The sequence below is a fragment of the Thalassospira sp. UBA848 genome (assembly GCF_002295455.1).
GTDB lineage: Bacteria > Pseudomonadota > Alphaproteobacteria > Rhodospirillales > Thalassospiraceae > Thalassospira.
Map to the genome: position 1 here is coordinate 1 of NZ_DBGS01000030.1, position 13,287 is coordinate 13,287.

10 protein-coding genes and 1 tRNA gene are annotated in these 13,287 nt (G+C 55.0%); 3 read left to right on the top strand and 8 right to left on the bottom strand.

What is annotated here, in order from left to right; translation table 11 throughout:
- Positions 1-43: 43 nt before the first annotated feature.
- From B2R48_RS03380 to B2R48_RS03405, 6 genes are all read right to left on the bottom strand, one after another.
- Positions 44-286, bottom strand: a complete 243-nt coding sequence (locus B2R48_RS03380) for a hypothetical protein (RefSeq protein WP_296997796.1) — start codon at positions 284-286, stop codon at positions 44-46.
- A 16-nt stretch (positions 287-302) separates the two neighbouring features.
- A tRNA-Ile gene (locus B2R48_RS03385) sits at positions 303-376 on the bottom strand.
- A gap of 106 nt (positions 377-482) precedes the next feature.
- The gene (rpoD, locus tag B2R48_RS03390; RefSeq protein WP_296997798.1) at positions 483-2,549 is read right to left on the bottom strand and encodes an RNA polymerase sigma factor RpoD; all 2,067 of its coding nucleotides are present in this window, start codon (positions 2,547-2,549) and stop codon (positions 483-485) included.
- Between the two features lie 115 nt (positions 2,550-2,664).
- Positions 2,665-4,554 carry a DNA primase gene (gene dnaG / locus B2R48_RS03395; protein ID WP_296997800.1) on the bottom strand — a complete coding sequence of 630 codons (1,890 nt, stop codon included), beginning with the start codon at positions 4,552-4,554 and terminating at the stop codon, positions 2,665-2,667.
- A gap of 161 nt (positions 4,555-4,715) precedes the next feature.
- Positions 4,716-5,171, bottom strand: a complete 456-nt coding sequence (locus tag B2R48_RS03400) for a GatB/YqeY domain-containing protein (RefSeq protein WP_062956380.1) — start codon at positions 5,169-5,171, stop codon at positions 4,716-4,718.
- A gap of 91 nt (positions 5,172-5,262) precedes the next feature.
- On the bottom strand, positions 5,263-5,553 hold the full coding sequence (locus B2R48_RS03405; protein WP_296997803.1) for a hypothetical protein: 291 nt from the start codon (positions 5,551-5,553) through the stop codon (positions 5,263-5,265).
- Between B2R48_RS03405 and carA the strand changes: the two genes are divergently transcribed.
- The 3 genes from carA to greA all read left to right on the top strand — a co-directional run bounded on the left by carA (position 5,540) and on the right by greA (position 10,621).
- Positions 5,540-6,706: a glutamine-hydrolyzing carbamoyl-phosphate synthase small subunit gene (gene carA / locus B2R48_RS03410; RefSeq protein ID WP_296997805.1), complete on the top strand. Its 1,167-nt coding sequence runs from the start codon at positions 5,540-5,542 to the stop codon at positions 6,704-6,706. The two genes, B2R48_RS03405 and carA, sit on opposite strands and share 14 nt — an antisense overlap.
- Positions 6,707-6,802: 96 nt before the next feature.
- On the top strand, positions 6,803-10,045 hold the full coding sequence (gene carB / locus B2R48_RS03415) for a carbamoyl-phosphate synthase large subunit (RefSeq protein WP_296997808.1): 3,243 nt from the start codon (positions 6,803-6,805) through the stop codon (positions 10,043-10,045).
- A gap of 102 nt (positions 10,046-10,147) precedes the next feature.
- Entirely contained in the window at positions 10,148-10,621 is a 474-nt protein-coding gene (greA, locus tag B2R48_RS03420; protein WP_062956382.1) for a transcription elongation factor GreA, read from the top strand.
- Positions 10,622-10,755: 134 nt separating this feature from the next.
- On the opposite strand, the gene B2R48_RS03425 is transcribed toward greA, so the two are convergent.
- Positions 10,756-12,219 carry a methyl-accepting chemotaxis protein gene (locus tag B2R48_RS03425; RefSeq protein ID WP_062956383.1) on the bottom strand — a complete coding sequence of 488 codons (1,464 nt, stop codon included), beginning with the start codon at positions 12,217-12,219 and terminating at the stop codon, positions 10,756-10,758.
- Positions 12,220-12,236: 17 nt separating this feature from the next.
- Positions 12,237-12,614: a hypothetical protein gene (locus B2R48_RS03430; protein ID WP_062956384.1), complete on the bottom strand. Its 378-nt coding sequence runs from the start codon at positions 12,612-12,614 to the stop codon at positions 12,237-12,239.
- Positions 12,615-13,287: the final 673 nt, after the last annotated feature.

Here is a 13,287-nt window from a genome sequence, read left to right on the forward strand (position 1 = left end):
AGGCTAAGCCAGCCTGGAAAAGACCTGATGCCAATTGAATAACTTATAAGACTCGGGGCTGTTTTCTTAATTTATGCTCGGGCTGGGGCAACGCATGGCCGATCAGGTCAAACTCCAGGCGCGAATTTCTGGTCGGCATGAACAACAAACCAGCTAATTGCTGTTTCGTTGATGCTCTAGACACAGATGAGAAGGAGCTGCCGCTGTAGTGCGAAATCGTTGTCAACTTCTTGGCACGAATGACAGCTTTTATGGCACGAATGACAACTTTTGTGGCACGTGACATGACAATTGCTGCACGGTAGACCCGGAGGGACTTGAACCCCCAACCAGACCGTTATGAGCGGTCGGCTCTAACCAATTGAGCTACGGGTCCCCAAGACAAAAGTCCGGGTAAAGAAAAGACCGCACCGGTGGTCCGGTGCGGTCCCGAAAACTAGCGATTTTCCGGCCAAGGTCAAGCCCGAACGTCGCGTAATTTCTTAATAATCGAGGAACGAACGCAATTTACGCGAGCGCGACGGATGCTTGAGCTTGCGCAGCGCTTTTGCTTCGATCTGACGGATACGTTCGCGGGTCACAGAGAACTGCTGACCAACCTCTTCGAGGGTGTGGTCGGTGTTCATGCCGATCCCGAAACGCATACGCAGAACACGTTCTTCACGCGGGGTGAGCGACGCCAGAACGCGCGTGGTGGTTTCACGCAGGTTGGCCTGGATCGCAGCATCGAGCGGCTGAACGGCGTTCTTGTCTTCGATGAAATCGCCAAGATGGCTGTCTTCCTCGTCCCCGATGGGGGTTTCGAGCGAGATCGGCTCTTTGGCGATTTTCAGAACCTTGCGGACCTTCTCAAGCGGCATCTGCAGTTTTTCAGCCAGCTCTTCCGGGGTCGGTTCACGGCCGATTTCATGCAGCATCTGGCGCGATGTACGCACCAGCTTGTTGATGGTCTCTATCATGTGAACCGGAATACGGATCGTGCGCGCCTGATCGGCGATCGAACGCGTAATGGCCTGACGGATCCACCAGGTCGCATAGGTCGAGAATTTGTACCCGCGGCGATATTCGAATTTGTCCACCGCCTTCATCAGGCCAATGTTGCCTTCCTGAATCAGGTCAAGGAACTGAAGACCACGGTTGGTGTATTTCTTGGCGATCGAGATCACGAGACGCAGGTTGGCCTCGATCATTTCCTTTTTCGCCCGGCCGGCTTCACGTTCGCCCTTGTTGACCACGCCATAAACGCGACGGAATTCGCCAATCGGCAGCCCGACCTCGGCGGAAACACCACCAACGCCTTCGCGCAGATTGGCAATTTCATCGGAATAGCGTTCGACAAAGGTTTTCCACCCCTTGCCCGGCAAGCCGCCAACGCGCTCCATCCAGTTCGGGTCAAGTTCATGGCCCTGATACTGTTTGATGAAGTCCGGACGTTTGATCTTGCAACGATCCGCAAAGCGCAGAAGCTTGCCTTCAAGACCCAGCAGACGGTTGTTCAAACCGGTCATGTGATCCAGAAGCTCTTCGATACGGAAGTTGTTCAGGTGAACATCTTCCATCAGATCGACCATCTCGTTCTTGAGCTTGTTATAGCGCTTCTCGGTTGCGGCCGGAACGGCTTCACCCTTGTTCAGCGCCACAAGACGCTGTTCCTGCGCCTTGTGCAATTTCTCATAGGTCTTGGCGATCAGTTCGAACTTCTCAAGAACCTGCTCGGTCAGTTCCTCTTCCATTTTGGAAAGCGAAACGTTGACCTGCTCGTTCTCGTCATCGTCGTCGTCGTCGCCGTCACCCTCACCTTCTTCGCCTTCGGATTTTTCGGACTCTTCTTCGTCGTCCTCTTCTTCCTCGGCCTCGTCGGTAATGCCTGCGGGGGTTTCGGTTTCTGCCTCGTCATCATCGTCATTGGCAGATTCAAAGCTTTCGACATCGGCTTCCGCATCGACGTCGGTATCTTCTTCGTCCTCACCCTCGGCTGCGGCAATTTCCGCCTCCGGACCACCGCCATAGGTGGTTTCAAGGTCAATAACGTCACGCAGCAGAAGCTCGCCAGCCTGAAGCTGGTCATGCCAATTCACGATCGCACGAATGGTCAGCGGGGATTCGCAGATCCCGCCAATCATCATGTCACGACCGGCTTCAATACGTTTGGCAATGGCGATTTCGCCTTCGCGCGAAAGCAGCTCAACACTGCCCATTTCGCGCAGATACATACGTACCGGGTCATCGGTCCGGCCAACATCTTCTTCCGAGATGTTGCCACGCGGATCGGCTTCGGCATCGTCGCTGTCGTCATTGTCGTCGGCTTCGTCAGCATCGATGACATTGATGCCCATCTCGTTGAGATTGCTCATCACGTCTTCGATCTGCTCCGAGGAGAAATGCTCGGATGGCAGGGCCGCGTTCAACTCATCGACCGAGATGTGGCCTTTCTCCTTGCCCTTGGCAATGAGCTTTTTAATGGCCGCCTTGTATGTATCGAGAAGAGGTCCGTCTGTGTTTTCAGAAGAGTTCTTTTTCTCTTCAGCGTTCGAAGTCTTAGACGACATCTATTCCCCGTTTCCCGCTGGGTACGTTCGTACCGTTGTTGTCCCAAGCGCCGTATCTCTTAGCGCAAATCACAAATAGCCCGATCGCTGATCCAGACCACACATTGATCCAAGATCAGTCGTCGAGCTTAAACACTTTCTCCCGGCGCCGGGCGAGATCGTCTCGTCGATGAGAAAACCTCTCCCATTCCTCCTCGCTGGTATCTGCTGCCAACTGTCGGACGGCGTATTTTGCCTCTTCGTCCTCCAGGGAGCTTACAGCCATGGAAAAAACCTGCTTCCAACCCGTCAGGGCCCGTTCAAGCGGCGTTTCGGGCTTGGCGAAAGCAGCGTGCGCAATTACATCCGCACCAACCACCCGCAAAACTGTCTCTGACAGCCCGTCGCGCTCCAAATGGGCCTTGATCGTTTCGCAATCAAGTCCAGGATCATCGTCAAGCAGCTTTAAGACGGCCCGACGAAGATTGTCAAGCGCGGAGTCTGCACAACTATAGATTCCAAGCTGTTCACCGATCTCGTCATGCAAGGCAGGATGATTGATCAGCGTCAGCAAAAGAATGGAGTCCTGCAGGTCGCGCTTCTTTTGCATGGGCGGTCGCGACATGCCCGGTACCGCTTTACCGGCCGGACCCCAGAAATGGTCATTTTTTCCGCGTTTGCCACCCCAGCCGCTTTTTTTATTTTGAAACCCACCGGAATACCCGGAGCGGTTTGCAGCCTTTCCGCCGCGATCACCCTTGAACAGTTTCCAGATGCGGTCGCGGAAAAACGAATTGTATTGTGACCGCACAGCTTCGTCGGCGATCACGGAGATGCGCTGATTGATCGTGGCTTCAAGGGCGGCACGCCGTTCGGGCGTATCAATCTTGTGCGTCCCTGCATCCATGCGCCAGACAAGCTCTGCCAACGGCACGGCATGATCAATAATTTTACGGAAACTGTTAAAGCCGTCCGGGGCTGCCATCAAACTATCGGGGTCCTCGCCCTCGGGCAGGATGGAAAACAGCAATGATTTGCCGGGGCGCAGGATCGGCAGGGCACGTTCGGCCGCACGCACAGCGGCCCGCTTTCCGGCGGCATCCCCATCCAGACACAGGATCGGCTCGTTGGTCATTTTCCAAAGTTCACCAATCTGTTCTTCGGTCACTGCCGTGCCCAGTGGGGCCACCGCCCCGCGAAAGCCCGCGCGATGCAGGGCAATCACATCCATATAGCCTTCGGTCACGATGATCGGCGCATCCTGTTGTGATGCTTCGCGCGCCTGCGGCAGGCCATACAGCAATCGCCCCTTGTGAAACAGCGGGGTGTCCGGACTGTTAAGGTATTTCGGCTTGCCGTCGCCCATCACACGGCCACCAAACGCGACCACCCGTCCGCGCCGATCCAGGATCGGGAACATGACGCGGCCACGGAACCGGTCATAGCTTTGACGACCGCTATCTTCGGGCTCAATCAGAAGTCCGGCTTCGACCATCAGCTTTTCGTCGATATCTTCGCGTTTAAGGGCGGCCTTAAGGGCCCCGCGATTATCCGGGGCATACCCCAGCCGGAAGTCAGAGATGGTTTTGTCATCCAGCCCGCGCTGATGGAAGTAATCAAGCCCTTCCTTGCCTTCGGGCATGCGCAACATCCGCTCAAAGAACGCACAGGCTGCTTCCATGACCTCGTAAAGGGTTTTGGCCTTTTTTTCGCGTTCCTGCGCTTCGCGCGATTGTTTGGGAACCTCCATACCGACCTGGTTGGCCAGTACTTCGACCGCCTCGACAAAGGTCAGGCCGCGGGTATTCATCACAAAGCTGATGACATCGCCATGCGCCCCGCAGCCAAAGCAGTGATAGAAACCCTTTTGCTCGTTGACGGTAAACGACGGGGATTTTTCAGAATGGAACGGGCACAGCCCGGAATATTCCCGGCCGCGTTTGATCAGCTTCACCGATGTACCGACGACGTCCGCCAGCCCCACCCGTGCCCGCAGGTCGTCAAGAAACGACTGGGGAAAGCTCATGTGTGCCCCGTTCCCGTAATGCCACAGCGACATGCTGCGACGAAGTTGATTGGTCCCTGCCCCGGTTGACCTGATTTGATGTGATTATTGCCCGGTCCCGGGACGACGAAAGCCGGACGATTTTACACGCCCGGCTTCCAAATTACAGTGTGCTGTTAGGATTAACCCAACAGTTTTTTGGCAACACCGCCAGCTTTGCCGAAATCCATCGTACCGCTGTACTTCTCGCGAAGTGCGGCCATGGTGCGGCCCATATCCTTAAGGCAGGTTGCACCGATTTCCGAAACCGTACCGCGCACGGCTTCTTCGATTTCGTCATCAGACAACTGGGCTGGCAGGAACTTTTCGATCACCGCAATTTCTTGCGCTTCCTGTTCTGCCAGTTCCGGGCGGTTGCCCTTGGTGTACATTTCGATGCTTTCACGGCGTTGCTTTACCATCGCCTGAAGCAGATTGATGATCTCGTCATCTGAAATGCCGTCCGTGTTGCCATCGCTCCGCGCGGCAATATCGCGTTCTTTCAGTGCAGCCAGAATAAGGCGCACGGTGGTTACGGAGCAGGCATCCTTTTCGAGGACAGCCTTTTTCAAAGCGTCATTAAGCTGCGATCGCAGCATGGCTCATCTCTGATTCTGTGGAAGAAAGGAGCGAACATACCGCAAATCGGCAATTGAAGCAAAGAAAACATTAATATCTAAGTCATTGATTTTATTGAATAAATAAAAGTTTAGATGCGTTCTTGACATGCCATGCCGACTCCCGTAGACATCCGCCAATTTGCCTGCCGGGATCACGCTTTGCCCCGCTTTCAGCATGCAACACTGCCGCTTTAACCATCGTCAGTTCATCTTGCTGGAAACCGCTTGGCACGTCTGCATGGCCGGTATGCAGGTTAATTGCAGCCGTTTTTATCGGCTTGCGTAGAAATATTATATATAAAAAGACTCCGTGTTTCACCGTGGAAAGATCGAAAGGACATTTGCCAATGTCAGCGCCCACGCACACCCCGCCACCTGGTGCTTCTGCCGTTCTGGTTCTCGCAGACGGTTCAGTTTTTTGGGGACGCGGCGTCGGGGCCCGAGGAGAGGTCGTTGGTGAAGTCTGCTTCAACACCTCGATCACGGGCTATCAGGAAATCATGACGGACCCGTCTTACGCCGGTCAGATGATCACCTTTACCTTCCCCCATATCGGCAATGTCGGCACCAACGACGAAGACATCGAAAACGCCAAACCGGTCGCCCTTGGCTGCATCCTGCGCCAGGACATTACCGATCCTTCGAGCTACCGCGCCCAGAAGCATTTCAACGAGTGGCTGGCAGAACATGGCCGGATCGGGATTGCAGGCGTTGATACCCGCCACCTGACCAAACGCATCCGGACCGAAGGCGCACCAAACGGTGTGATCTGCCACAGCCCGGACGGCACCTTTGATATCCCGGCACTCATCGCCAAGGCCAATGACTGGCCGGGCCTTGAAGGCATGGACCTTGCCAAGGACAACAGCTGCACCACCGGTTACGACTGGGACGAAGCGCTTTGGAGCCGCGAAGGCGGATATGGCAAGGTCGGCAATGCCAAGCACCATGTCGTTGCCATCGATTACGGTGTTAAGCGCAACATCCTGCGCAACTTGGCCAGCCTTGATTGCAAGGTCTCGGTTGTTCCGGCCACCACCCCGGCCGATGAAATTCTTGCGATGAACCCGGATGGTATCTTCCTGTCCAACGGCCCGGGCGATCCGGCAGCCACTGGCGAATATGCGGTCCCGACCATCAAAACCCTGATCGACAGCGGCAAGCCGGTCTTTGGCATCTGCCTTGGTCATCAGATGATGGCGCTGGCACTTGGTGCGAAAACCATGAAAATGGATGTCGGCCATCGTGGTGCGAACCACCCGGTCAAGGACACGACCACCGGCGTTGTTGAAATCACATCCCAGAACCATGGCTTTGTCGTCGACAAGGACAGCCTGCCTGACAACGTCGAAGCAACGCACTTCTCGCTGTTTGATGGTTCGCTTGCGGGATTGCGCCTTAAGGACAAGCCGGTCTTTGCGGTTCAGTACCACCCCGAAGCATCGCCGGGGCCACATGACAGCCACTACCTGTTCAAACGTTTCGTTGGTCTGATCGAGGACGCCAAAGCCTGACCCGATAATCAGGACACGCCCAAGACTACGCGATTAACGGACTTAAACGAGGCGGTGCTGCCATCGCGCCTGCCCTTGCGAAAAGCGGAAAACGACATGCCGAAACGTACAGATATCAAATCAATCCTCATCATCGGCGCCGGCCCGATTGTTATTGGTCAGGCTTGCGAGTTTGACTATTCCGGTGCTCAGGCCTGTAAGGCGCTCAAGGAAGAGGGTTACCGGGTCATTCTGGTCAACTCGAACCCGGCGACCATCATGACGGACCCGAACCTGGCCGATGCAACCTATATCGAGCCGATCAAACCGGCCATGGTTGCCAAGATCATCGAAAAGGAACGCCCGGACGCGATCCTGCCGACCATGGGCGGTCAGACGGCTCTTAACACGGCCCTTGCCCTGCATGATGATGGCACGCTTGAAAAATACGGCGTCGAGATGATCGGTGCGAAGAAGCACGTCATCGAAAAGGCCGAAGACCGTCAGCTGTTCCGCGAGGCCATGGACAAGATCGGCCTTGAAAGTGCCCGCTCTGCGATGGTCAGCACCTTCGAGGACGCGGTCAAGGCGCTTGAGGTCACAGGCCTTCCGGCGATCATCCGCCCAAGCTTCACCCTGGGTGGTGAAGGTGGCGGCATTGCCTATAACCGTGAAGAATTCGAACAGATCGTGCGCAACGGTCTGGCAATTTCCCCGACCCACACGGTCCTGATCGAAGAGTCCATTCTGGGCTGGAAAGAATATGAAATGGAAGTCGTCCGCGACAATGCGGATAACTGCATCATCATTTGCTCGATCGAAAACGTCGACCCGATGGGCATTCACACGGGTGACTCGATCACGGTGGCCCCGGCCCTGACCCTGACCGACAAAGAATACCAGATCATGCGCGACGCATCGCTTGCCGTCCTGCGCGAGATCGGTGTGGATACCGGTGGCTCGAACGTTCAGTTCGCGGTGAACCCGGATGACGGTCGTCTGATCGTCATTGAAATGAACCCGCGCGTATCGCGCTCCTCCGCGCTGGCATCCAAGGCGACCGGCTTCCCGATTGCCAAGATCGCCGCAAAGCTGGCAGTTGGTTACACCCTTGATGAACTTGATAACGACATCACCGGCGTGACCCCGGCCTCGTTCGAGCCGACCATCGACTATGTCGTCACCAAGATCCCGCGCTTCACCTTTGAAAAGTTCCCGGGTGCCAAGCCGCTTTTGGGTACTGCGATGAAGTCGGTTGGTGAAGCCATGTCAATCGGCGGCTGCTTTGCCGAAAGCCTGCAAAAAGGCCTGCGTTCGATGGAGACCGGGCTTACCGGCCTGAATGAAGTCAAAATCGAAGGTGCCCCGGACAAGGCCGCTATCCGTGCGAAGCTGACCCAGCCGATCCCGTTCCGTATTCTTTACGCCGCCCAGGCTTTCCGTCATGGCCTGACGCTTGAAGAAATCCAGACGGCAACGAAGTTTGATCCCTGGTATCTCAAACAGCTTGAAATGCTGGTTGGCGAAGAAGAAAAAGTCCGCGCCAATGGCATCCCGGCCGACAAGCAGGAACTGTTGCGCCTCAAGAAGCTTGGCTTCTCGGATGCGCGACTTGCCGAGTTGGCCGGCAAGGAAGAAGACGCTGTCCGTGCGGACCGTCAGGCGCTTGGCCTGCGCCCGGTTTACAAACGTATCGATACCTGCGCTGCCGAATTCCCGTCACGCACCTCGTACATGTATTCCATGTATGAAGGTGATGGCTTCTTCGAGCCGGAAAACGAAGCCGAAGTCACCGACCGCAAGAAAGTCATCATCCTTGGTGGTGGGCCGAACCGTATCGGTCAGGGGATCGAGTTTGACTACTGCTGTGTGCACGCGGCCTATGCGCTGCGCGAAGCAGGCGTTGAAGCCATCATGGTCAACTGTAACCCGGAAACGGTTTCAACGGACTATGACACCTCCGACCGCCTGTATTTCGAGCCGCTGACGGCCGAGGACGTGATCGAACTTTGCCAGCTTGAACAGTCCAAGGGCGAGCTGCTTGGCGTTATTGTTCAGTATGGCGGTCAGACCCCGCTGAAACTTTCCGCCGCACTTGAAAATGCCGGCATCCCGATCCTCGGCACCAGCCCGGACAGCATTGACCTTGCCGAAGACCGCGACCGGTTCCAGGAACTGATCAACAAGCTTGGCATGAAGCAGCCGGCCAACGGCATTGCCCGTTCAGTCGACGAAGCTGTCCAGATCGCTGAGGGCATCGGTTATCCGATCGTCATCCGCCCAAGCTATGTTCTGGGTGGTCGTGCGATGGAAATCGTCCACACCACCGAAGACCTTCTGCGCTACATGCACGAAGCCGTTCAGGTCTCTGGCAAAAGCCCGGTCCTGATCGACAGCTTCCTGCTTGATGCGATTGAAATTGATGCCGATGCGGTGTCAGACGGCGAGAACGTTTTTGTCGCAGGCATCATGCAGCACATCGAGGAAGCCGGCATTCATTCCGGTGACTCGGCGTGTTCGCTGCCGCCCTATTCGCTTGATGATGCGATGATCGAACGCCTCAAGGCGCAGACGGTTGAACTTGCCAAGGCGCTTGATGTCGTCGGCCTGATGAACGTTCAGTTCGCGATCAAGGATGACGAGATCTATCTGATCGAGGTCAACCCGCGTGCCTCGCGTACGGTGCCGTTCGTCGCCAAGGCCACTGGCAACCCGATTGCCAAAATCGGCGCCCGCATCATGGCTGGCGAAAAGCTTGCTGACTTTGACATTGATCACGGTCCGTTCAAGCATATTGCCGTCAAGGAAGCGGTCCTTCCCTTCAACCGCTTCCCGGGTGTCGACACCCTGCTTGGCCCGGAAATGCGCTCGACCGGTGAGGTCATGGGTCTTGATACCGATTTCGGTCGCGCCTTTGCCAAGGCACAGATGGCAGCAGGCCACACCCTGCCGCTTGAAGGCAAGGTGTTCATCTCGGTCAAAAACTATGACAAGCCTGCCGCTGTTCAACTGGCGCGCGACGCCATTGCCCTTGGTTTTGGTGTGGTTGCAACCCACGGAACGGCGGAAGTTCTTGAAAAAGAAGGGCTGGACGTCACCCCGGTCAATAAGGTACAGGAAGGACGTCCCCACATTGTGGACATGATGAAGAACGGCGATATCAAACTGGTGTTCAACACCACAGAGAGCAAACAGGCCGTGGTCGACAGTTTCTCGATCCGCCGGACCGCTCTTACCGATGACATCCCGTACTACACCACAGTTGCCGGTGCCCGTGCTACTTTGCGTGCAATCGACAACCTGAAACGCGGCGCACTTGCAGTCCGACCCGTTCAGGAATATCTTGGGGACAAGTACTAAGGTTCTCGTTCGAACCTGACGGAAGAATTCAGACCGCCCGGCGGGATGCCGGGCGGTTGATTTTGTAGTATCGACCGCTAATAAGAATAGGCTGTGAGCGCGATGGAAAAAGTACCAATGACCCCCCAGGGGCATCAGCGTCTCGAAGAAGAACTGAAGCATCGCAAGTCCGTTGAACGCCTTGAAATCATCAAGGCCATCGCGGACGCCCGTGAGCATGGCGATCTTTCGGAAAACGCCGAATACCATGCCGCACGCGAACGCCAAAGTTTCTGCGAAGGTCGTATTGCCGAGCTCGAAGACGTTCTGAGCCGCTCCGAAGTGATCGACGTGCCATCTTTGGCTGGCAATGTCGTTAAATTCGGCGCCAAGGTAGAACTTGTCGACGAAGACACCGAAGAGGAAACCACCTATCAGGTGGTCGGCCCGATTGAAGCCGACATCAACGCAGGTCGTATTTCGACCACGTCTCCGATCGGTCGTGCGCTGATTGGCAAGTCGGTTGGTGATTCTGTCGAAGTCACCGTACCGGGCGGCACCAAAAGCTATGAAATTCTGAAGGTCGATTTTTCCTGACCGGGAAACAGCTGATCAAGATCAGGGCCCGGGAAATTCCCGGGCTTTTTTCATTTCAGAATTTCATCGAGACACAGACAAAAAAAGCCGGGCAGATGCCCGGCTTTTTTGCTGGTTGGGACGCAGGCTGGAACTTATCCGGATTTCGCCAACTGATCGAGAACCGCCTCGACATTGCGGTTAAGATCGGTTGCTTCGGACCCAAGATGATCCGCACTTCCCAAAAGATCAGTTGCGGTTTCGCCAGTCTGATCAGAAATTTCGGAAAGCTGATGGATCAGGTCAGAAAGATCACGTGTCGCATCAACAGTAACATTCAGGCTTTGCGCGATCTCACGGGTTGCGTTCTGTTGTTCATCCATCGTCGACGAAATGGTTGCCGCAACTTCCACCAGATCTCCGATGGTTTCCGAAACACCATTCACCGCAGCCACTGAATCACCTGTCGCTGACTGAATGTCCGCAATCTGTTGGGCGATTTCATCGGTCGCACGGGCTGTCTGGTTGGCAAGGTTCTTGACCTCGTTGGCCACAACAGCAAAGCCTTTGCCCGCCTCACCGGCACGGGCGGCCTCGATTGTCGCATTCAACGCCAGCAAGTTGGTTTGGGACGCGATATCGGTAATCAGGTTAACGACCTCGCCGATTTTGTCAGCCGCGTTTGACAGCCATTCGATCCGCTCGCTCGCAGTTGAGGAACGCGAAACCGCATTGTCGGTAATCTCGCGCGCCCGGACGATCTGGCGCGAAATCTCGTCTGCCGATGCGTTGATCTCCTCAACAGCCGATGCCGCTGACTGGACGTTTTGCGATGTTTCCTCGGACGCGTGTACAGCACCAACAGAGGCGTCACGCCCCCGACGCGCACGTTCATTAAGATGTTGGGCGCGCTGTTGAAGCTGGACCGATTCTGCGTCAACCGCGCTCGCAGATTTACCAATCATTGCGGTAATCTGCTCTGCCAGTTCACGTTTGAAGTTATCGCGTTCAACATTGCGCTGTTTGCGCAGCTGCTCGTTCTGGGCAAGCAGTGTCTGCGCCGAACTTGCCGCTTCTTCGGCCTCGCTACGTGCCGTTTCGGCATTGGCCAGCGTCTGGTACAGGCTTTTGCTTGACCAAATCAAAACGCCGGCTTCAACAATCACAACAACGGCGTGCAGCACGACACGGAAGAAATCCGCACCCTCGGGAAATACCCAGTACGGTACCGCAAAATTCAAAACCAGATGGTGCAGGGCAATCACCCCGGACACCACCACAATCGTTTTCCAGCACACCAGCGCGCCAAGCACAGCCAGGGCGGCAAAGAAATACATGTGGATGTCGATCTGCCATTCATGCCCGCGGAAGGCATATACCAGCACCGCGACCTGCAAAATCAACGCAGAGGCAACAATAAAGCGCGAAATCTGCGCCTGCGGGCCAGCTGCACGACAAACAACAAATGCAATGACTGCAAATATCGCGCTCGCGATCAGCGGCGAAACAGCGTCACCGCTTGCAAAATGCCCGGCAATCGCGCTCAGCGGTATATGCACAGCCATGATGACAAACAGGGCTTTAATCGCATTGGCGCGAATTTCTTGTAACTTTTCCATAGGTTTTCACCCAACTCTCAAAAGGCGTTCTTCGCTGCGCCAGCATCGAAACAGGCTGACGTAATCAACGGCGACATTGCAAACAAAGCACCGAAATCCTCGGCTTCCGGCACCGCGCCATCGTCACGAACGACGACAGCCATGCGCCCAAAGCCCCCGAATCTCGCAACACGACCACCAGCCTCGCCGACTTGTTCGAGAATTTCCTGCTCGGTCATCGTGAACGGAAAAACCATCCCGACACCCTGCATGGCATCAGATGGCCGATAAGAAAGGACAGCCAGAAGCGTCACCCCGACAATCGCAAAAAGGATCGTCGGCACGATCCCGCGCCAACCGTCCTCTTCAACGGCATAGTTCGTGCTGGTTTCCGGGGCTTTTTGAAATGCTTCCAATTACCATCCTAAGATATAAACAGTAAACCTTATGTATAGGTACTATACTTATTGCTATCTAGTGTTCCTGACAAGGATTTTCATCCGGACGTTTAGGAAGAAAGATGCAAGACATCTATAGATAGCCCCTTGCTAAATATCTGTTTTGCGGGACTTTCTTCCTACGATCAAATTCGCGTCCGGATCACTTTCACGCACGCGCATGGCTCCATTGCCGATATCGTATAGACCGGATGCAACACGTATAGGTTTATTGGAGATGATACCTTGCCCCTATCCTTACAAGGGTCAGGCAACAAATAAACCGGCGCAAATTGGCGCCGGTTTTACTGTCAACATCATAGGTTTAAGAGCAGGTATGAGAGGCCCTTGATCAGTCCTCAACGAAGATATCAACAAGAGCAACAAAAGGTTTTTCCCGCACCATCCTGGTAAGCGAAATTAACATGATTGAACTTCGGCAACATCAGTGTGGCGAGCAAAATTCCGACACATCAACACCGAGAATGACTCGAAGTTGGCGACCATCAATGGTGACTATCCCAGAAAAAATACACATAAAAATTGAAGATCAACCACCTAATTTCTCTTTAAATTGCACATTGACCTAATTAATGTAGCCCTAAGATACGCCTTTCCGAAACAAACTTATCCAAGAAGAGAAACGGGAAGA